The organism is Stenotrophomonas sp. 85239_Sma (assembly GCF_056481725.1).
In genome coordinates this window covers 2,172,495-2,193,675 of sequence record NZ_CM151163.1, presented here as the reverse complement: position 1 = coordinate 2,193,675, position 21,181 = coordinate 2,172,495, and the positions used below count along the sequence as shown (strand labels likewise).

The following is a 21,181-nucleotide window of genomic DNA, read 5'->3' as shown; positions in this document are numbered from 1 at the left end:
TTGGGAACCGTTCGATCATGCGCGCCTGCCATCCCGGGCACGCCAGCGGGAACAACCTGAATCCCGCATTATCAACAAGCTCGATGACAACGGCCACCCCACCGGCGAACTATTTCAGCTGCAGGGGGTAGCGCTGCCAGAGCACGTGGACCAGGAACCCGGCCAGCTCGGTGTCGCGCGCACTCACCGCGGCGCGGATCTTGTCCAGCAGCACCATGTCGCTGCAGGAGCGCACGTCGGCATGGTTGGCCTGCCCCGCCCTGCGTGCACGGTAGCGCGCGGCCCGCTGCGCATCGCTCATCGCGTACCCGAACTTGGGCGGACGACCGCGCTTGCGCGGCAAGGTCAGCTCCAGGGTTCCGGGGTCTTTGTCATCACGCATGGGCAGGGTGCGGGCGGCGGCGAGCAACGGGGGGTGCGCAATTTATCGTGAGGCATCACTTTAATCCAGCTTTTTCTGCAGTTTTGTTGCGATGCAGTGCAAAAAGCGGACCCCCTGAGAACGGCATCCACGCGTTGCGTGGATCTGCTGCAGAGCCCGCAACCCGATCACCCGGTAGATCCGCGCCATGCGTGGATACGGGAACCGGCCGACACGAAAAAAGGGAGCCCGCGAACGGGCTCCCTCACCTTCTTCATGCCGTGCGAACCGGCTCGTAGCCGTGCAGATGCGCCTCGCTGCTGGCCCGTCCCTGGCTGAGCGAGCGCAGCGAGGTGGTATAACCCACCAGCTGCGCCAGCGGCGCAAAGCCGCTGACCTCCGCACGACCGTCCTGGTCGTCGATGCGGGCAATGCGGCCGTGGCGACGGTTGAGGTCGCCGACCACATCCCCCACCGATGCCGACGGCGAATGTACCGTCACCGCCATCACCGGCTCCAGCAGCTGCGTGCCGCCCTCTGCCAGCGCGACCTTGATCGCCTCGGCACCGGCGCGATGGAACGCCATCTCCGAGGAGTCCTTGGCATGGGTCTGGCCATCGACAAGACTGACCTCGATGCCAACCACCGGATGTCCCTGCGGGCCTTCCGACAGCGCGGCACGCACGCCCTTTTCCACCGCTGCAATGAAGCTGCGCGGCACCACGCCACCGACGATGCGGTCGTTGAACACCACTTGGCCATCCTCGCGCGGCGACACATCCAGCACCACATGCGCGAACTGGCCCTGGCCGCCGGTCTGCTTGACCAGCCGCCCGACCACGCCAGTCATCGCACGCATTGGCGTCTCCTGGTAGGCCACGCGCGGCGAACCCACACCCACGTCGACCTTCCATTCACTGCGCAGGCGTTCGACCATCACCTCCAGGTGCAGCTCGCCCATGCCCCAGACCAGGGTTTCCGCCGTGTCGCGATCGGTTTCGACGCGGAACGACGGGTCTTCCTGGGCCAGGCTGGCCAGGCCCTGCGCCATCCGGATCAGGTCGGCCGCACGTGCAGGCTCCAACCGCCAGGCCAGCACCGGCGCCTGTGCCTGGATGTTCTCCAGGCGCAGCGGCTGCGCACGGCTGCTCAGCGTTTCACCGCTGACCGCGTCCTTCCAGCCCAGCACCGCCACGATGTCACCGGCCACGGCCTGTTCGATGTCGTGGGTCTGGTCGGCCTGCACCCGCACCAGGCGGCTGACACGCCGCCCCTGCGGATGCTGCGAACTGGCCACGGCGTCGCCCACCTTCAAGGTGCCCGAGTACAGCCGCACGAAGCTCAGCGCGCCGTGCTGCTGATGGGTGATCTTGAACAGCAGGCCGGCCAGCGGACCGCCTGGATCCGGCGGCAACACCACGTCGCCATCTTCGCTTTCGGCGGTCACGGCAGGGCGATCCAGCGGCGAAGGCAGGTAATCGACCACCGCATCCAGCAGCGTCTCGATGCCCTTGTCCTTGAACGCGGCACCGGCCAGCACCGGCACGCCCGCACCGGCCAGCGTCGCCCGGCGGATCGCCGCGCGCAGCAGTTCGGCATCGATCACGCGGCCTTCCAGCCAGGCATCGGCCAGCAGTTCGTCGTGGTCGGCCACGGCCTCGACCAGTGCGTCGCGGTGCGGCTGCCACAGGGTGCGCGCCGCGTCGTCCCACGGCGTGATCGTCGCCACGGCGGCTTCCTGCCACCGCAGCACGCGCTCATCGACCAGGTCGACCCATCCGTTGAAGCCGCTTTCGCTGCCCAGTGGCACACCGAGCGCCCACGGCCGCGCCTGCAGTTTGTCCTGCAGCTGCTCCAGCACACGCTGGAACGAGGCACCAACGCGGTCCATCTTGTTGACGAACGCGATCAGCGGCACGCGATGGCGCCGCGCCTGGCGCCACACGGTTTCCGACTGCGGCTGCACGCCATCCACGGCCGAGAATACGGCCACGGCACCGTCGAGCACGCGCAGCGAACGCTCGACTTCGATGGCGAAGTCGATGTGGCCCGGGGTGTCGATCAGGGTCAGCCGATGCGGCGGCAGGTCGCGCGGCGCCCACTGCGCCTGTACCGCGGCGGCGCCGATGGTGATGCCGCGCTCGCGCTCGATCGCCGAGAAATCGGTGGTCGCATTGCCATCGTGCACTTCGCCCACGCGATGGATCTCACCGCTTTTCCACAGCAGGCGTTCGGTCAGCGTGGTCTTGCCGGCGTCGATGTGGGCAATGATGCCAAGGTTGCGACGGCGGGAGAGGACTTGGGTGTTCATGAGAGAGGTTCCTGCAAAGCCAACTTCGGGGGCCGCACACCCCGGTTGGCGACAGGGTGCGCGGCTAGCGTTCGGTCTCGGCGATCTGGTGCATGGCACGTTCTCCTTGCGGTACATCGGGTTACGGGGAATGGAACTGCGGAAACGAAAAGAGCGCCCCGGAGGGCGCTCTGTAGAAGGTCCAGCGATGGCCGTCTCAACGGCCTCGTGGGGCTCCAGGCAGACACGCCCGTTCCGCGCTTGCGCGGGTCAGGGTGAAAAACTTCAGGAGCGGCATCCGGTTCATGGGGCGCATTCTAGACCTGCCAATCTGGTGCGCAAGTGAATATTGCACACACAAATGGAACGATGAGGCCGACAATGAAAGGGGTCAGAGCCCTTTGCCACGGCAAAGGGCTCTGACCCCTGCCCTGCCTTACTTGCACTCGTGCAGCTTGCGGGCCTCAGCCACGGTCGCAGCCCGGTCGTCCCCCATCGAGGTCCATCCCTTCAACGACATCGCCGGATCCACCTGCGGCAGCCTCGGCCCCTCATGGACAACCACTTCGGTCCAGCTTCCCACCGGCGCCAGCTCGGACAGGCGTGCCGCCTGGTCGTCTTCGGTGCTGAACCTGTCGTCCGGGCTCGCCGGGGGCGTCGTGTTCACGGTCTCGGTCTTTCGGGAACGCACGCGTATCGCGCCGCCCGGCATACGCTGGGTGGTCACCTCGAAGCGCTCTACCCCATAGGCCCACGGGCTTTCCCCCGCGCTACGGAGCTCGCTGCCATCGGCCGCCACAGCCAGTGATTCGCCGGATGCGGCGCCGACGGCAGTGATGGCCGCCAGGCTGGACAACATGGCCTGGTAAGCGAACATCTGGCGCTGCTCTGCGGTCAACGCCACCGTTCTGCCCTCGGGAAACTTCAGATACACCGCACCCTCGCACAGTGTCAGCACCTGCTGGCCATCCCAGCTGAACTGCATCTCGCCACTGGCGTAATAGCGGGTGTTCATCAACGACACTGCGGCGCCATCGCCGGCGGAGCGGCGCGTCTCGATGAGGGATGCCCGCTCGGTGGCGTCACCCAGCGAAATGGACGTTGCTGGTGCAGCAGCTACACCACCGGCAGCCGCGGTCATTGCGGCAACGAAGGCGCCGCGCAGGAAGAAACGCATCATCACATCAGTCCATTGAAGAGAACGAACCGCGCATGATACGTCGCCAGGCGGAGTACCTTGATGCTCAGGTCACCACCACCAGCGGCACCCCGCGCCGCGGATGCTCCAGCACCACCACATCCTGCTGGTAGACCCGCTGCAGGTTGTCTTCGGTCAGCACCTGCAGCGGCGTGCCATCAGCCGCCACCCTGCCCTGCTCCAGCAGCACGATGCGGTCGGCATAGCCAGCGGCTAGGTTCAGGTCGTGCAGCACCACGATCACGCATGCGCCGGCCTCGGCACAGGCGCGCACACTGCGCAGGGTGCGTTCCTGGTGGCGCAGGTCCAGCGCGGCGGTCGGCTCATCCAGCAGCAGCAGCGGCGTGTCCTGGGCCAGCACGCGCGCGAACGTGGTCCGGGCGGACTCGCCGCCGGACAGCTGCTGCACCTCACGCAGGCGCAACGCCTGCAGTTCGGCAGCATCGATCGCTGCTTCCACCTGCGCGTCATCCACTGCCGGGTCCGGCGGGTGTGGCAGCCGCCCCATCGCCACCACTTCCTCCACGCTGAAGGCAAAGCGCACGCCGTGCTCCTGCGGCATCACCGCGCGCTCGCGTGCCAGTGGCCCGGCCTTGTAGGTGGCCAGCGGCCTGCCCAACAGACTGACTTCGCCCACGTCGGCGCGCAGGTCACCGGCTGCCACAGCCAGCAACGTGGACTTGCCCGCGCCATTCGGGCCCACCAGCGCGGTGACCGTACCCGGTTCGAACGCCAGCGAGATGCCATGCAGGATCTCGCGCTGCTGGCGGCGCACCACCACCTCGTGCAGTTTCAACAGCACGCTCATGGCGCAGCCTTGCGGCGCTGCTGCAGCACCAGCCAGAGGAAGAACGGCGCACCCAGCGCTGCCGAGAACAGGCCCAGCGGAATCTCTGCCGGCGGATCCAGCGTGCGAGCCGCGGTGTCGGCCACCACGATCAACAACGCACCGAGCAGCCCGGAAAGCGGCAGCAACCAGCGATGGCCCGGGCCGACCAGCAGGCGCGCCACGTGCGGCACCACCAGGCCAACGAAACTGATCGAACCGGCAAAGGCCACGGCCGCGCCCACCAGCAGCGCACTGAACGCCACCAGGCGGCGACGCGTACGGGTGACATCCAGCCCGAGGTGCTGGGCCTGGCGTTCGCCCAGCGCCAGCATGTCCAGCGGCGTAGCCAATCGCTGCAGCGCGAATACGCCAATCGCAAACAACGGTACCACCGCTGCCACGTCGGCCCAGTTGGCGCGCGCCAGCGAGCCCATCTGCCAGAACACCAGCGATTGCAGCTCGCTTTCGCTGGCGATGTAGGTCAGGAAGCCGATCAGCGCCGAGCAGAACGCCGCCATCGCGATGCCGACCAGCAGCAGCGTAGCGTTGCCCGTACCCTTGCCGGGCCGGGCCAGCGCATAGGTCAGGCCGATCGCCAGTGCACCACCACCGAAGGCTGCAACCGGCACCAGCCAGCCGGCCGCACCGGCAGCGCCAAGCACGATGGCGGCGACCGCGCCCAGCGCAGCACCCTGGCTGACGCCGACGATGCCGGGGTCGGCCAGCGGATTGCCGAACAATCCCTGCAGGCTGGCACCGGCCATCGCCAGCGAGGCGCCGACCATCGCGCCCAGCAGGGCGCGCGGGATGCGCAGCTGCCAGACCACGGCCAGGTCACGACTGCTGACCGCCTGAGGATCGAGCAGGCCCAGCTTCACCGCCAGCGCCTGCATCACCTCCAGCGGCGGCAACCGCAACGGACCCACGGCGAACGAGGCCAGCACTGCCCCCAGCAGTGCCAGCAGCGCCACCAGCAACATCGTCCGCCCGCGACGGCGGCGCCGATCCGCCGGACTCATGCCTTCGGCAACGCCGCCAGGGCCTTGGCCAGCGCCAGCGCACCGGCACCGGAGCCGACGCTGGTGTACTTCAGCTGCACATCCGGCATCACCCAGACCCGATTGGCCTGCCCGGCCGGGGTCTGCTTCAGCGTCGGGTAGGACTTCCACAGGCCTTCAGCGCCACCGAACAGCTGCAGGTCATGCTCGGTCACCAGGATCACCTCCGGCGCTGCCGCGACCACACCTTCATTGCTCAGCTGCGAGTAGTTCTTCACTCCCGCCTCGGTACCGATGTTGACCCCGCCGGCCAGGGCGATCAGCTGCGCCGACGCACTGTCCGCACCGGCCACGGTCGGGGAGCCACCGGCGCCGGTGGCCGAAACGTGGATCACTCGTGGCGCGTGGCCCAGGCCCTTGCCAATCGCTGCAGCCTCGTCGAGCTGACGCTGCACCTGCGTGGCAAGCGCCTGCCCTGCCTCGGCCAGCCCTAGTGCGGCGGCGACCTTGCGCACCTTGTCCGGCGCCGGTTGCAGGTCATCGATGACCACCGCCGGTTCGCCCACCTCACGCAGCTTCTTTGCAAGCTCCGTGTGCCGGCGCAGGCTGTTGCCGAGGAACAGCGAGCCCTGCAGGCTCAGCACGCCCTCCACGCCAGTGGTGCGATTGAACAGGAACTGGTGCGGCGCGGCCAGGCCGGCCCGGGTGGTGGTGTTGGTTGGCGCGGCGAACACCTGCTTGTCCAGCCCCAGCGCTTCGATCACCGCGATCACGTCGTCACCGCCGGCGATGATGCGGCTGGTATCGGCCACCTCGACGTCGGCCCCATCATCGGAATGCACCGTGGCCGGCAGCACGGCCTTCTGGTCGCGCACGGCCGGCATGTCGGTGCCAGCCACGCGCTGCCAGCCAGCCGGCAACGCAACGTCGCCAGCCGCGGCCGCAGCGGCAGGCTCAGCCGGCTTGCCGGTGTCCGAGGGCGCCGACGGACCGCCACAGGCGGCCAATGCCAGCGAAACAGCCAGCGGAAGTGCGCACAGGCGCAGACGGGACGCGATGTTCATGCTCGTTCTCCTTGCTGGCAAGGCGACGCGCACGCCGCCCTGCCGTGTGGCTTACTGTTTCGGGGTGATGCGGGTGATGCGGTCGCCCTTCGGGTCTTCGGCGCCACGCGACTTGTTCACCGCGAACACGTTGCCCTTGCCATCGGCACGGACATGGTTCGGCAGCGTGCCGCCATCGAGGTTGGCGACCACCTTGCCGTCGCCGTTGACCACGGTGACGGTGCCGGCGCCGCGATTGCTCACATAGGCCAGGCCGGAAGCATCATCGAAGGCAACGTTGAGCGCACCGGCGCCGACCGGCACGTCATGCAGCACCTTGCCGGCGGCCACATCGACGATCAGCAGGTTGTCGGTGCCCTGCGAGGCCACGTACAGGCGGTTGCGCGCCGCATCGAAGGCCACGCCCGAGGCGCTGATCGAATTACCCAGGTCGATGACCTTCTCGACCTTGCCGCTGGCCACGTCGATCACCGCCGCTTCCGGGGTGCCGATGCTGACGGTGAACAGCTTGCCGCCCTTCTCGTCCAGCACCAGGCTCATCGGCGTGAACTTGCCGTCATCCACGCCCGATTCCAGCGTCACCGCCGGCAGTTCCTTGAAGGTCTTCGCATCGAACACCGACAGGTGGTCCTCACCCGTGGCCGAGGCGAACACCTTGCCGCGGGTGCCATCGACCACCACGTCGCGCGCGTGCGGAACGGCGTCGACCGGGAACTGGTGGACCAGCGACAGGTCCTTCTGGCGATAGACCGCGATGGAGTTCTGGCGGGTATTGGTAACCCAGACGTTGCCGTTGGTGTCATCCACACCGACGCCGTAGACCGCATACACCGCACCATTGGTGCTGCCCGGCACCGGCGCCGGGGTGATCGCCTTGGTCACCTTCAGCGACTTCGGGTCCAGCTTCAGCAGCTGCGACTGGGTCACCGGCGGGCGACCCACCGCCGAGGTCACGAACACCGCATTGCTGGCGGCGCTGTAGGCGGACTGGTACAGGCCCGGCACCAACTTGCTGGACTGGGTGGAGAACTGCGCCTGGCCGGACAGCGGCAGCTGCGGCGAGACGCGCAGCTTCAGCACGGTGGCTGCGGCCGGCTGGCTGGCGCGCACCACCACCGGGTGGGTGCCCGGCACGGCATCAGCCGGAATGCTCAGCTGGGTCTTGAAGTTGCCATCGGCATCGACCACCAGCGGCTGCGTGTTGAGCACGCTGTCGCCACGCAGCAGGCTCACCTTCTGGCCCGGTACGAAACCGCGTCCAACGACGTCCGCGGTGCTGCCGGGGACGACATTCTCACCACGTGAGACCACCTGGCCCTTGAAGGTGGCGTTGGCCGGCTGATCGAACACCGGCTGTGCGGTGGCGGTCGCGGCCAGCAACAGGCCGGCAGCGAGGGAAGTGAGACGGAAAGACGGACGGAACGACATGGAAGGCTCCTTGCACACGTAGGCCGCGCCACGTAGCGCGGGATTCATCGGTTGCCTGGGCCGCTGCACATCGGCAGCCTCGCCTGGGTAGTGGGGTCGCACGACGAGGCGTGCGAAGGGATTCACTCGGTGGCGTTGTCACCGCCACTGGGGCCGCCGTCGCCAGCGCTGCGATCGGTCACGCCGTAAAGCTCATGCAGTGCTGCATGGAACGAGGCCGGCAGCATCGGGCCGTGGCCGAGGCCGGGGAACTCGCGGTACTGCACGCTCAGGCCCGGCACCTTGCCCAGCCGTCCGGACAACTGCATTGCCGCGTCCGGGGTAGCGCCACCGATGCGGCGCAGGTGCGCGACCACGCGCGGGTTGTTCATGTCACGCTTGCCGCGATCACCGACACGCTCGGCGCCACCCAGCATCAGCCACAGCTTCGCCGGCTGGCCGTGCACGTTCTGCACGAACTGCTGCTCCGGATCGCCCAGCGCCGCGCCCTGGCTCCACCACAGCGACGGACTGGCCGCCAGGTAGGACTGGAAGGCGGCGGGACGGGTGTACAGCGCATTGAGCACGAACAGCCCGCCCAGCGAGTGGCCCCACAGCGCTTGCTGCTGCGTATCGATGCGTGCGCGACGCTCGACTTCGGGCTTGATGCGGCGTTCGATCACATCAAGGAACGCGGCAGCACCACCGCCGACCGCCTGGCTCGTACCGCTCTCATCGTCGGCACGGTCGATCCACGCGGTGTAGTCGCGGGTGCGCGCCTTGGAATCGATGCGCAGGTCGTTGTCATAGCCGATCAGCACCAGCACCGGCGGCGCCTTGCGCGCGGCCAGTTCGGCCAGCAGTGGCTGGTCCAGCACCATCGCCACGGCATTGCCGTCCAGCGCGTACAGCACCGGGGATGGCGCGCTGGCGGCCTTGGCAGGAATCGCCAGGTTCACTCGCCAACGCCGCTGCTGGTCCGGGCTGTTCACCACGAACTGTTCAAAGCGATAGCTGGCCGCCGGCTCGTCGAGCACGGTGTGGCCGATCTTCTGCAGCGGATTGCGCTGCTGCGCATGGGCGTACGGAGTGGCCAGGAGCAGACCCATCATCAAGGCGACCAGGCCGCGGGCCAACGGACCACGGCGCGAATGCAGGACGAAATGCTTCATCAGCGGCGGCAGATGCGGCCCAGGGCCGCCCGTTCACAAGGGACCGCAGTCTACCTTAAACGCGAATGATTATCACATCGATCACACGTCACGCTGTGTATCACGCGCGCGACGACCGGGTTGCACTGGACGCAGTGTTTCCCCTATTTTGCCGGCCACCGGGGCATTGGATCGCCCTGTTCACAGCGCAGCCATGGAAGGTGGGCAACCTGCCGCCGACCAGGCCGCGTTCATCCGCGCCACGAACGCATGGGATTGGATCCCATGATTGTGAGACTCTCTTGAAGCACACCACCCTGATGGCCCTCTCCCTCGGCTTGCTTGCGCCGCTGGCCGCGCACGCCGCGCAGGATCTGCCGGCGCTCTACCAGGCCTATGAAGAGGCAGGCAATTCGACACTGGGCATGGAAGAACTCAACCAGACGGTGACGTTCAGCGCCGTCGCGCTGGGCGTGTCCAGCAACCTTGCGGGCGAGCCGCTCATCGAGGCCGGCGACGACCAGGGCAATGTGCTGGCCCGGCTGACCACCGACGACGACCAGCAGGCCGCCAAGCTGGGCGCACTGGAAGAAGGTGCGGCCTTCACCGCCAGTTGCACGCTGCAGTTCAGTTCCGGCACGGACTACCTGTCCTTCGGCGATTGCAGCATCCAGTAATGACGAAGCCGGCGAAACGCCGGCTTCTTCACTTTATCCCTGTAGCATCGAGCCAAGCTCGACTCAGGCCATGTCAGGGGCCCGCGGGCACCGGACCATACACATTCTCCTGCGGCGTGCCCGGCAGCAGCGCGAACACGAAGATCACCAGGCCGCCGAACGGAATGAAGGCCAGCAGGTACAGCCAGCCCGACTGGTTGCAGTCATGCAGGCGGCGCACGGTGACGGCGATGATCGGCAGCAGGGTAGCCAGCCAGAACACGACAAACAGGATGATCGACGCGATGCCGAGGCCGTCGGACTGCATCACCAACCCGGCGATCAGCGGCACCATCAGTACGGCTGAGACGATCAACAGGAACAGCTGGAACATCCAGTATTCGCGACGGTTGGCACGACCTTCGAACTGGGCGTAACGCTTCAACGGCAGAATCATTTCCTGCACGGCATCGATCCTTGAAAGAGAAGCCGCGCAGTCTGCCAAATGAACGCACTCAGGACAATGTAGAGCTGAGCCATGCTCGGCTGCCGGGTCAACGGCCTTTTGCAGCCCTGGCCGCTTCGCGCTCGGCACGCAGCCGGTCCAGCTTTTCCTTCAGCTTGATTTCCAGCCCGCGCGGCACCGGGTTGTAGTACACGCGCTCGCCCATCGCATCCGGGAAGCCGGTCTGGTCCAGCGCAATGCCACCTTCGGCATCATGGTCGTACTGGTACTCGGCGCCGTAGCCCAGCTCCTTCATCAGCTTGGTCGGCGCATTGCGCAGGTGCAACGGCACCTCTTCGGTGCCGCTTTCGCGCACATCGGCCTTGGCCTGGTTGAAGGCCGCATAGCCGGCGTTCGACTTGGCGGTGCTGGCCAGGTACAGCACCAGCTGAGCAAAGGCCAGCTCGCCTTCCGGACTGCCCAGCCGCTCGTAGATGTCCCAGGCCTCCAGCGCCATGCTCTGCGCGCGCGGATCGGCCAGGCCGATGTCCTCGATGGCCATGCGGGTCAGCCGACGCGCCAGGTAGGACGGGTCGCAACCGCCATCGAGCATGCGGGTCAGCCAGTACAGCGCGGCATCCGGGTTGGAACTGCGTACCGACTTGTGCAGCGCGGAGATCTGGTCGTAGAACTGCTCGCCGCCCTTGTCGAAGCGGCGGGTGCGGTCGGCCAGCACCTGGGTCAGCGTCTGCGGGGTGATGCGACCGCCCTCCCCGCCCGCCAGTTCGGCGGCGATTTCCAGCAGGGTCAGCGCACGGCGCACGTCGCCATCGGCAGCGGTGGCGATTTCCAGCAGCAGTTCGGGAGCGACCTCGATGCCCTCCTCGCCCAGGCCGCGTTCGCGGTCACCCAGCGCACGCTCCAGCGCCTCGACGATATCGGTGGGCGAAACGCCTTCCAGCACATGCACACGGCAGCGCGACAACAGCGCTGAGTTCAGTTCGAAGGACGGGTTCTCGGTGGTGGCGCCGACGAACAGGATGGTGCCGCGCTCGATGTGCGGCAGGAATGCATCCTGCTGCGCCTTGTTGAAACGATGCACCTCGTCCACGAACAGCACCGTGCGCCGGCCTTCGGCGAAGCGCTGTGCCGCCTCGGCCAGCACCTGGCGCACTTCCGGCAGGCCGGACAGCACCGCGGAAATGGCACGGAATTCGGCGTCGGAGTACTCGGCCAGCAACAGCGCCAGCGTGGTCTTGCCGCAGCCTGGCGGCCCCCACAGGATCATCGAATGCACGCGACCGGATTCGACCGCACGACGCAGCGCGCTGTCCGGCGCCAGCAGGCGCTTCTGCCCCACCATTTCGTCGAGGGTTCGCGGGCGCATGCGCTCGGCCAGCGGGCGCAGGTGTTCCCGATCAACACTCAGCAGATCGGGGCCGGGGAAGGAAGTGGAGCGATGTCTTGGCACGTGCTTATTGTACCGCGAGAGCGTGTCAACCAAGGTTGACACCCACCACGACGGTGCCGGTTGACACGTGCCAGAGCAGGCAGCGCCGGGCCATGCCCGGCGTCCTCGATCAATTACCGATGACGTCGGTGCCCTTCGGCGGGGTGAAGCTGAAGGTGCCGGCAGCGAAGCCCGGGTTGCGCTTCCAGCCACTGAAGCTGATCACGGTGCGCTGGCCGACCGCGTCGGTGATTTCCATCTTGGCCAGGCCCTGCGCGTTGAAGCCCAGCGCGGCGTACTGGAAGCTGGCCTCGGTCTCGCGCTTCGGCGACAGCGACAGCCACTGCAGGCCATCGCGCTGCGCGGCTTCTTCACTGACGTCGTACTGCTGCTCCAGCAGCGCCGGGTTGATCAGCGCGGTCAGCGGGCTGTTCTGCTCTTCCTTGCCCTGCTCGCGCACGGTGGCCTGCTCCAGGTCCGGCTCGTACATCCAGACCTTCTTGCCGTCGGCCACGATCAGCTGTTCGTGCGGACGCACGTATTCCCAGCGGAACAGGCGCGGCGCCGACAGGGCCACGCGGCCACTGGTCGATTCCTTCACCTTGCTGCGGCTGTCGAACACCTGCTGGCTGAACTGGCCATCCAGGCCCTTCAGGCCGCTGGTGAAGGCCTTCAGGTCATCGCGGGCGCCAGCCCAGGCACTGCCGGCGGCGGCGCAGGCCACGGCCAGGGTGGTGGTGGCAAGGAAACGGCGGAAGCGGAAGTTCATGCGGAAATCCTGTGGGCGCGGGCGCCAGGAAAAGTGGTTGCCAGTGTGCCCGGATAAAGATGAATGGGCGATCAGGGCGACATTATGCCGCCCTGAACGTCCATCGGCGATTCAGCCGCCGGAGCCCGGCAGCTTGCCGTACAGCACCTGGCCACGGAAGCCGCGCCGCACTTCGCGATACAGCGCGCGGAACGCCGGATAGTCCTGCGGCAGGCACAACGCCTCCGGGCCACGTACCGCGTTCTGCCGCAGGCGGTGATGCACGATCACGTCCTGGCCCTCGCGGCTCCAGTCCACCCGGTACTCACCGGCGGCGTTGCTGAAACGCTGGCTGGCCGGGATGGCGATGATCGGCGCATTGGTCGGGAACTGCAGGCGATAGGTTTCCTCGCGCAGGCTGGCATTGCAGTAGAACGGCGTCTCGTTGGCTGGCGCCGAGGCGGTGGCGTACAGCCCGCGCACCGACTCACCACCCGGCGGATCCGGCACGGCCATGCCGCCGGCCACGCTGAAGTCGGCGTAGTCCTCGGCCTGGAAGGCCATGCGGTAGCCGAACGGCCGGGTCAGGTCGACCGGCACGCCCTGGATCTGCAGCTGCCCTCGCCCGTCGAAGCCGGACGCGGCCATGATCTGCTCTTCAGCGCGCGCACGGTTCTGCGCGTTGAGCTGGGAGAACTGGGCTCGCATGCCGATCTCGGCGTTCTCGCCCAGCTTCGGAATGGTCTCGCCGCGCAGGTTGCCGTTGGCGTCGAAGGTGAAACGCACGTCCATCGAGGTGGCGTTACGCTCCGGCGTGTTGGCCGGGGTGCGCGCCAGCGTGGCGTCGCGGGTGCGCATCACCGGCGCGCCGAGGTCGCCTTCCGGCAGCTGGCCGAAGCGCGCCCACGCCGTAGTCGAATCCAGGTACAGATCGAATTCGGGGATATAGGTAATGGCGTGGTTGAAGCGGCCCAGCACCGGAATTTTCGGCAGCGTCGGGCCACCACCGGCGCCAATCAGCACCGGCGAGCTGGCGATGCCCTTGGCCGCCAGCAGCGCCTCCAGGATCGTCACATGGTCCTTGCAGTCACCGTAGTGATTGTCGAGGATGCTCTGCGCACTGTTCGGCTCCAGGCCGCCATTGCCCAGGTACACCGCCACATAGCGGATGTTCTGAGCGACCCAGCGATACAGTGCATCGGCCTGCTCGCGACGGTCACTGATGCCGGTGGTGACCTGGTCGGCCAGCGCCTGCAGTTCCGGCGTGACCTGCGCCGCCGGGCCCGCCTTGAGCTGGTAGGCGCGGCCCATCTGCGACCAGTCACGATAGGTGCTGGCCATGATGTTCGGGCCGAACTCCCACCCTGCCGCCGACCAGTTCTGTGCCGGCATGGCCTCGCGACGCTGGTAGCGCCAGCGCCACTGTGCCTGGCCGTTCTTCACCGTCGGGCGATCGCTGCCCTGCACGCCGCGGCTGTCGACGAACATCGGCAGGTTGGCCGGCGCACTCAGGGTGACCTCGGCGTCCTCGTACTCGGTGAACACATTGAAGGTTTCCCACAGGCCGAAGTAGCCCGGGAAGTACGGCGTGGCCTGGGTGCGGCGTACCTGGTAGTACAGGCGCGTGCCGGGTGCCAGGTTCGGGAACACGATCACCCGCACCTTTCGGTCGGCATACATCGCCGCCGAGGCGCTGGAATAGCTTTCCTGGGTGTAGATGCGGTCAGCCGGCACGTCGCGGCGCTGACCGTCGGCGGTGATGGTGTAGGCGCCGAGCACTTCCAGCGTCTCCATCTTCTCGCTGTAGCTCAGCCGCACCTGGCTGAACTGCTCGACGGACGCCTTGGTCTTGAGCAGGACTTCGTAGGTTTCGGTCTGCACATTGCCCGCATCCGGCCGCACCTGGTAGTCGGCGCGGTAGCGGACAATGCTGAAATTATTGCTGGCTTCGGTATCGCCGCTGGTGGAAGGCGGCGCCGTGGCGGGCGCGGAGGTGGCGGTTTCTGCCAGTGCCGGGCCGGCAGCCATCAAGGCTGCCAGCGCCAGTGCCAGCGCGCTTGGTACGGGGTGAAGCATGCGTCGGTTCCTTGGACGTCGTGGGGGATACGTCGGGTCCTACTTCGGCGGTGGCGGTGCCAGCACCGTGCGGTCGCCGTTGTGCTCGGGCGGGCTGACCACGCCGGCCGCTTCCATGGCCTCGATCAGTCGCGCTGCACGGTTGTAGCCGATCTTCAGCCGGCGCTGCACGCCGGAAATCGAAGCGCGACGGGTCTCGGTGACCACCCGCAGCGCTTCGTCATACAACGGGTCGGACTCGTCGCCGGACGAGCTGTTCTCGGGCAGGCCGGTGGCGCCGACGACTACGCCATCGCCCATCGTCTGCACTTCGTCCAGCACGCCGTCGACATAGTCGGCCGGGCCCATCGCCTTGAGATGTTCGACCACGCGGTGCACTTCCTCGTCGGAGACGAAGGCGCCGTGCACGCGCTCGGGCATGGCGGTACCCGGCGGCAGGTACAGCATGTCGCCGTGGCCCAGCAGGGTTTCCGCGCCGGACTGGTCGAGGATGGTGCGCGAGTCGATCTTGGAGCTGACCTGGAAGGCGATGCGGGTCGGGATGTTGGCCTTGATCAGGCCGGTGATCACGTCCACCGACGGGCGCTGCGTGGCCAGGATCAGGTGGATGCCGGCCGCACGCGCCTTCTGTGCCAGGCGCGCGATCAGCTCTTCCACCTTCTTGCCGACGATCATCATCATGTCGGCGAATTCGTCGATGAAGATGACGATGAACGGCAGCGTCTCCAGCGGCCGCGGCGCCTCGCCCAGTTCCGGGTTCGGCTTGAACAGCGGGTCCATCAGCGGCTGGCCGGCGTCCTGCGCTTCCTTCACCTTCTTGTTGAAGCCCGCCAGGTTGCGCACGCCCACCGCGCTCATCAGCTTGTAGCGGCGCTCCATCTCGGCCACGCACCAGCGCAGGCCGTTGGCGGCCTCCTTCATGTCGGTGACCACCGGCGCGAGCAGATGCGGAATGCCCTGGTAGACACTCAGTTCGAGCATCTTCGGGTCGATCATCAGCATCCGCAGGTCTTTCGGCGAGGCCTTGAACAGCAGGCTCAGCACCATCGCATTGACCGCCACCGACTTGCCCGAACCGGTGGTACCGGCCACCAGCAGGTGCGGCATGCGCGCCAGGTCGGCCACGGTCGAGCGCCCGGCGATGTCCTTGCCCAGCGCCAGGGTCAGCACGCTGGCCGACTTGTCGTATTCCTTCGAGCGCAGCAGCTCGGACAGGTAGATCATCTCGCGGGTGACGTTGGGAATCTCCAGGCCGATCACCGACTTGCCCGGAATCACGTCGACCACGCGCACCGACTTCACCGACAGGCCGCGCGCGATGTCCTTGTCCAGCGAACTGATCTGGCTGACCTTGATGCCCGGCGCCGGCTCGATCTCGAAGCGGGTGATCACCGGGCCCGGGTTGGCAGCGACCACCTGGGCGTCGATGCGGAAGTCCTTCAGCTTGAACTCGATCTGCCGCGACAGCGCGTCCAGGGTTTCCTTGTCGTAGCCCACCGGCTGCGGCTTGGGGTCGTCCAGCAGGGCCAGCGGCGGCAGGTCCGAGCCGTCGCCGTTGACGCCACGGAACATCGGGATCTGCGTATCGCGCTTGGCCCGGTCACTCTTCTCGATCACCGGCTCCGGGCGTGGCTCGATCTTCACCGGCTCGCGCTTGGCGCGCACCTCGGCATCGGCCTTGCGCACTTCCTGGCGCTCCTCCCGCATCACCCGGGTCTGCTGCCACTCGGTGACTTCCTCCTTCTTGCGCGCCAGCAACGGCGCCAGCGACATCACGCCGCGGCCGATCTTCTCCATCACCGTGAACCAGGACAGCCCGGTGGCCAGGGTAATCGAGGCCAACAGCAGCACCAGCACGAACAGGTTCGCACCCAGCGCCCCAAAGCCCACCGTGAGTGAATTGCCGACCAGCTTGCCGAGGATGCCGCCAGCGCTGGAGACGTCGCCACTGAACAGGCGAACATGCAGGAAGCCGGTGCCGGCGATCAGGAAACCGACCAGGCCGACCAGGCGAAGCGCCGGGTCCAGGTCGTTCTCGCCCTTGCTCTCGCGCTTGAGGCCGAACATGGCGATCCACGCCAGCGCGCCCAGCACCACCGGCAGCAGGAAGGCGATGTAGCCGAACAGCTGCAGCAGCACGTCGGCGATCCAGGCCCCTGCACGGCCGCCGAGGTTGTGCACCGGTGCGACCACGCTGCCGGTGTGCGACCAACCCGGATCCGTCGCTGAATAAGTGAAAAGACTGGCCGCCAGATACAGCAGGGCCGGCGCGATCGCGATCAGGCCCAGATCGCGCCAGAGGCGCTGGCGGCGTGGATTGTCGGTCGTCGCCGCCGCCGCGGCCGTGCGACGTGACGCCTTGCTGTCGTCGGACTTGGAGCGTTCGGGGACCTGCTTCGCCACCTTAGACCATACCTTTGGAATGCGCTGTTAGTGATTGATAATAAATGAGACGGCGTCAGTTTTCAGTTATGCGACGTCCGGCAGGGCAATCCGAGGGCCGGAACCACCGCTGGATGACGGCGTTCTGTTCATCGGCTTGAATCGCCCTGCCCCAGCCGCCACTCTATGACCAGCCACGGATGCTGCGCAAACATCGCCAGCGCCTTGTCCCATCTACCTTTTCGCGAGTCTACATGAGCACCAGCCTGCCCTCCCGCCACCAGCGCCTCGTCATCCTCGGTTCCGGCCCGGCCGGTTGGACCGCCGCCGTCTACGCCGCCCGCGCCAACCTGAAGCCGGTTGTCATCACCGGCCTGCAGCAGGGCGGCCAGCTGATGACCACCACCGAGGTGGACAACTGGCCGGGCGACGCCCATGGCCTGATGGGCCCGGACCTGATGGCGCGCATGCAGGCCCACGCCGAGCGTTTCGAGACCGAGGTCATCTTCGACCACATTCACACCGCCGACGTCTCCCAGCGCCCGTTCAAGCTGATCGGCGACAGCCACGAGTACACCTGCGATGCCCTGATCATCGCTACCGGCGCCACCGCCAAGTACCTCGGCATCCCGACCGAGGACGAGTTCAAGGGCCGCGGCGTGTCCGCCTGCGCCACTTGTGACGGCTTCTTCTACCGTGACCAGGACGTGGTCGTGGTCGGCGGCGGCAATACCGCCGTGGAAGAGGCGCTGTACCTGTCCAACATCGCCCGCAAGGTCTATCTGGTCCACCGCCGCGACACCCTGAAGGCGGAAAAGATCATGCAGGACAAGCTGTTCAAGAAGGTAGCCGAAGGCAAGATCGAGACCGTCTGGCACCATCAGGTGGAGGAAGTGCTGGGCAACGACGCCGGCGTGACCGGCGTGCGCGTGAAGTCCACCCTGGACGGCAGCACCCGCGACATCGACGCCCACGGCTTCTTCGTGGCCATCGGCCACCACCCGAACACCACCCTGTTCGACGGCCAGCTGGCGATGAACAACGGCTACCTGGAGATCCGCTCGGGCCTGGGCGGCAACGCCACCCAGACCTCGGTGGAAGGCGTGTTCGCCGCCGGCGACGTGGCCGACCAGCACTACCGCCAGGCGATCACCTCGGCCGGCTTCGGCTGCATGGCCGCACTGGACGCCGAGCGCTACCTGGACGCGCAGGGCAAGGCCAGCTGAGTCGAGCCATGCTCGACCCAGACCAAAGGCCGGCGCGAAAGCGCCGGCCTTTGTGCTTTCAGTAGTGCCAGGCCATGCCTGGCAGACCGAAGCCCGCCCTCACGCTCGCACGCACGCCTGCGAGAACTCGACGGGTGTCGTGGCAACCCCATCCGCATCGCGCAGCACAACACTCCAGCGCGCGACACCTGGACTTGGGCCATTGCAGGCGAGATTGATGGTCAGTGGCTTGGCAGGGTCATCGAATGTCGTCGCCCAGGGCGTGCATGCGCCCGCCTCCGAACAGGATGCCAGCGAGAGCTCCACAGACAACGGATACTGAGGATTCCCGGCATAGCCCAGTTCAACGTCCCGGGCCGCCTGAATCGGGACATCGATATCCGGGATCGGATGCAGGGCCAGCGGCTCGCAGGGCTTTCCCGTTGCCCACAGGCGATAGCCCTTCTCCACCCCTTTCATCGACGCCGAGCGGAAGACGGGGTCCTGCAATGCCGCCACATCATCAGGATTGGAGTGGTAGGCGGTTTCGACGATCACCGAGGGCATCCTCCCGATGCGGTTTTCGCCGTGCGCATCAGCAGCCGATTCGGCTCGAACAGGAAAGTTCTCGTACCCCGGCTGGGCATGGATTACTTCTCTCATGCCGCACAGAATGCTGTCACCCAGCGCCTTGTCCTCAGGCTTGGCACGATGGTGATAGACCTCGGCCCCACGAACACTGGGGGACGAGTTTCCGTTTGTGTGCAGGCTCAGCATCACATCCACACCAAGATGATTGGCATAGTTGGGGCGAGCACGGATGTCCTCCTTGACTTCACGATCGCTATCGGAGCTGTTTGGCAGCTCGTTCCAGATGTCAGCACGCTCAGGAAGGAGCGTTTTCAAGTGATACCTGGCAGACATATGTTCCCAAGGGTGGCCCGACTCCGGATGCGGGTCCGTAGAACGACTGCGTGCTCGATGCACGACCAATCCGCTTCGTTGCTCCAGAAAGCCCTGCAGTTCGTCTCCGTATGTTGGGCTCAATACATCCTCCTGCAGTCCGAGCGGGGCTGGTCGTTGAAATTCCCACGCCCTGCTGGGATGCAAGGCAATGTACCCATGGCTTGACGAAACCAGAGCCTGCGCGTGTGCGGACCGGGATTTCGCCGCTCTTGGCGCAGGGTGATCTTCCGGGAAATGCGCCTCCATTGGCTTACCCTGAAAAAGGAACTCCACGTCCAGGATTTCCAGGCCCGCCTGATCGGAGTAGTGCCGAAGATCAGCGGCCAGCGGTATGAGGAAGAGCTCTCCATAGTTCTGGTCGTTGCCCGGAAGGTATCCGGAGCCGAAGTCGACGACCATCCTGCGCTTTTGCGGATCTACCGCTACGCTCACAGTCACTTGGCGCAACCTGCCCTTCTCTTGCAGATGGCGTGTCAACTGGGAGGAAATTTCGCGCTCAAGCAGCGCCACCAACTCTGCATAGGCGCCCGGATCTTCCGCTGCCTTCGAGATCTCGGCTGCAGAAGCCAACACGGGCGGCACAAAGAACAGGCCGCACGCGACCACGGCAGTTGCAAGCTTCAATCCTTTCATTGTTGATTCCTCCATGGGTGGGATGCGCGCCGCTCATGCAGCGCCCCGCCACCCTGCCGAGCCGTGCGCCGGTAATTCCGCACCAAGCGCACACGGATGGAGATTTCAAACTTCCCTCACCCCCAACCGGAACAAACCAACCCAGCCCCGCCAACACCGTTCGCGATCCACCTGGCCTATCCTTGCCAACCATGCCCTCCGCCCGCTTCCTCGACTCTCTGCAGTCCATTCCCGCCACCGACTGGGATGCGCTGCACGACGGCCAGAACCCGTTCGTCAGCCATGCCTTCCTGTCTGGCCTGGAACAACACGGCTGCCTGCGCGAGGACTGGGGCTGGCAGCCCCGGCACTTCACGCTGTGGGAGGGCGACCACCTGGTTGGCGCCATACCGGGTTACCTGAAGACCAATTCGCACGGCGAGTTCGTGTTCGACCACGCCTGGGCCAACGCCTATGCCCGGCATGGCCGTGACTACTACCCGAAATGGCTGGGCGCGGTGCCGTACTCGCCGGTCACCGGCCCGCGCCTGCTGGCCCGTCACGATTCAGAACGCGCCGCGTTGCTGTCGGCATTGCGTGATGCGCTGCCCGCACTGCACGTGTCCTCGGCTCATATCAATTTCCACACAGCGGGCGACGAGGCGCTGTTCGGCGATGACTGGCTGCTGCGTGAGGACGTGCAGTTCCAGTGGCAGAATCCGGGTGAGTGGGCGACCTTCGATCAGTTCCTCGGCGCGATGGATCACAAGCACCGCAAGAACATCCGCCAGGAACGGGCCAAGGTCACCCGCCAGGGCATCACGTTCCGCGTAGTACATGGCGACGAGGCCAGCCGCGCCGACCTGCAGGCCATGTACCGTTTCTACCTGCAGACCTTCCTCGAATACGGCAATGCCCCGGCGCTGACCGAGGCGTTCCTGCGTCATCTGGCCATTTCATTGGGACGCGGGCTGGTGCTGTTCCTGGCCGAGCAGGAGGGCCAGCCGATTGCCGGTGCACTGTGCCTGCGTGGCGGCCACACGCTCTACGGCCGTTACTGGGGCGGCGCCACCCTGCCTGGCCTGCACTTCGAGGCCTGCTACTACCAGGGCATCGAGTACTGCCTGCGCGAGGGGCTGAGCCGATTCGAGCCCGGCGCACAGGGCGAGCACAAGCTGGCGCGCGGCTTCCTGCCGGCACTGGTGCGCAGCCGGCACTGGGTGGCCGATGCGGAGTTTGCAGAAGCGCTGCAGGACTGGTGCCGGCAGGAGCGTCGGGATGTGCGGCGTTACCGGCAGGAACTGCAGGGGCATGGGCCGTTCCGCGCAGGGCCGTAGTGGAAA

General features: G+C 66.5%; 17 protein-coding genes. 3 read left to right on the top strand and 14 right to left on the bottom strand.

Annotated elements, in window-relative coordinates:
• Positions 1-109: 109 nt before the first annotated feature.
• From ACYKG1_RS10305 to ACYKG1_RS10270, 8 genes are all read right to left on the bottom strand, one after another.
• Positions 110-382 carry a hypothetical protein gene (locus ACYKG1_RS10305; protein ID WP_005409616.1) on the bottom strand — a complete coding sequence of 91 codons (273 nt, stop codon included), beginning with the start codon at positions 380-382 and terminating at the stop codon, positions 110-112.
• Positions 383-635: 253 nt separating this feature from the next.
• Entirely contained in the window at positions 636-2,672 is a 2,037-nt protein-coding gene (gene fusA / locus ACYKG1_RS10300) for an elongation factor G (RefSeq protein ID WP_478472608.1), read from the bottom strand.
• 415 nt (positions 2,673-3,087) lie between these two features.
• A complete protein-coding gene (locus tag ACYKG1_RS10295) occupies positions 3,088-3,831 on the bottom strand; it encodes a hypothetical protein (RefSeq protein ID WP_478472607.1) in 744 nt (247 codons plus the stop codon).
• Positions 3,832-3,895: 64 nt separating this feature from the next.
• Complete coding sequence (locus ACYKG1_RS10290) at positions 3,896-4,657, bottom strand: heme ABC transporter ATP-binding protein (protein ID WP_262226512.1); 762 nt, start codon at positions 4,655-4,657, stop codon at positions 3,896-3,898.
• Positions 4,654-5,697 carry a FecCD family ABC transporter permease gene (locus ACYKG1_RS10285; RefSeq protein WP_478472605.1) on the bottom strand — a complete coding sequence of 348 codons (1,044 nt, stop codon included), beginning with the start codon at positions 5,695-5,697 and terminating at the stop codon, positions 4,654-4,656. Before ACYKG1_RS10285 ends, ACYKG1_RS10290 begins: the two co-directional genes overlap by 4 nt.
• On the bottom strand, positions 5,694-6,740 hold the full coding sequence (locus tag ACYKG1_RS10280) for a heme/hemin ABC transporter substrate-binding protein (RefSeq protein WP_100472239.1): 1,047 nt from the start codon (positions 6,738-6,740) through the stop codon (positions 5,694-5,696). The genes ACYKG1_RS10285 and ACYKG1_RS10280 overlap by 4 nt, the downstream gene beginning before the upstream one ends.
• Before the next feature lie 51 nt (positions 6,741-6,791).
• On the bottom strand, positions 6,792-8,168 hold the full coding sequence (locus ACYKG1_RS10275; RefSeq protein ID WP_478472603.1) for a YncE family protein: 1,377 nt from the start codon (positions 8,166-8,168) through the stop codon (positions 6,792-6,794).
• Between the two features lie 122 nt (positions 8,169-8,290).
• The gene (locus ACYKG1_RS10270; RefSeq protein WP_478472602.1) at positions 8,291-9,319 is read right to left on the bottom strand and encodes an alpha/beta hydrolase; all 1,029 of its coding nucleotides are present in this window, start codon (positions 9,317-9,319) and stop codon (positions 8,291-8,293) included.
• A 281-nt stretch (positions 9,320-9,600) separates the two neighbouring features.
• Between ACYKG1_RS10270 and ACYKG1_RS10265 the strand changes: the two genes are divergently transcribed.
• Positions 9,601-9,975, top strand: coding sequence for a hypothetical protein (locus tag ACYKG1_RS10265; RefSeq protein ID WP_100472236.1), 375 nt, complete (start codon positions 9,601-9,603; stop codon positions 9,973-9,975).
• 73 nt (positions 9,976-10,048) lie between these two features.
• Here the strand turns inward: ACYKG1_RS10265 and ACYKG1_RS10260 are convergent, their stop codons facing one another.
• The 5 genes from ACYKG1_RS10260 to ACYKG1_RS10240 all read right to left on the bottom strand — a co-directional run bounded on the left by ACYKG1_RS10260 (position 10,049) and on the right by ACYKG1_RS10240 (position 17,076).
• Positions 10,049-10,420, bottom strand: a complete 372-nt coding sequence (locus ACYKG1_RS10260; protein ID WP_262082649.1) for a DUF805 domain-containing protein — start codon at positions 10,418-10,420, stop codon at positions 10,049-10,051.
• An 88-nt stretch (positions 10,421-10,508) separates the two neighbouring features.
• A complete protein-coding gene (locus ACYKG1_RS10255; protein WP_014037159.1) occupies positions 10,509-11,786 on the bottom strand; it encodes a replication-associated recombination protein A in 1,278 nt (425 codons plus the stop codon).
• 193 nt (positions 11,787-11,979) lie between these two features.
• Positions 11,980-12,618: an outer membrane lipoprotein periplasmic chaperone LolA gene (lolA, locus tag ACYKG1_RS10250; protein WP_478472601.1), complete on the bottom strand. Its 639-nt coding sequence runs from the start codon at positions 12,616-12,618 to the stop codon at positions 11,980-11,982.
• A gap of 111 nt (positions 12,619-12,729) precedes the next feature.
• Complete coding sequence (locus ACYKG1_RS10245) at positions 12,730-14,673, bottom strand: DUF3857 domain-containing protein (protein ID WP_478472599.1); 1,944 nt, start codon at positions 14,671-14,673, stop codon at positions 12,730-12,732.
• A gap of 39 nt (positions 14,674-14,712) precedes the next feature.
• Positions 14,713-17,076, bottom strand: coding sequence for a DNA translocase FtsK (locus tag ACYKG1_RS10240; protein WP_100472231.1), 2,364 nt, complete (start codon positions 17,074-17,076; stop codon positions 14,713-14,715).
• A gap of 233 nt (positions 17,077-17,309) precedes the next feature.
• Here ACYKG1_RS10240 and trxB point away from each other — a divergent pair, with 233 nt between their 5' ends.
• Positions 17,310-18,281 carry a thioredoxin-disulfide reductase gene (trxB, locus tag ACYKG1_RS10235; RefSeq protein ID WP_014037154.1) on the top strand — a complete coding sequence of 324 codons (972 nt, stop codon included), beginning with the start codon at positions 17,310-17,312 and terminating at the stop codon, positions 18,279-18,281.
• 99 nt (positions 18,282-18,380) lie between these two features.
• On the opposite strand, the gene ACYKG1_RS10230 is transcribed toward trxB, so the two are convergent.
• Complete coding sequence (locus ACYKG1_RS10230; protein WP_478472597.1) at positions 18,381-19,859, bottom strand: N-acetylmuramoyl-L-alanine amidase family protein; 1,479 nt, start codon at positions 19,857-19,859, stop codon at positions 18,381-18,383.
• 191 nt (positions 19,860-20,050) lie between these two features.
• On the opposite strand from ACYKG1_RS10230, the gene ACYKG1_RS10225 reads away from it, so the two are divergent.
• Positions 20,051-21,175 carry a GNAT family N-acetyltransferase gene (locus tag ACYKG1_RS10225; RefSeq protein WP_262082655.1) on the top strand — a complete coding sequence of 375 codons (1,125 nt, stop codon included), beginning with the start codon at positions 20,051-20,053 and terminating at the stop codon, positions 21,173-21,175.
• Positions 21,176-21,181: the final 6 nt, after the last annotated feature.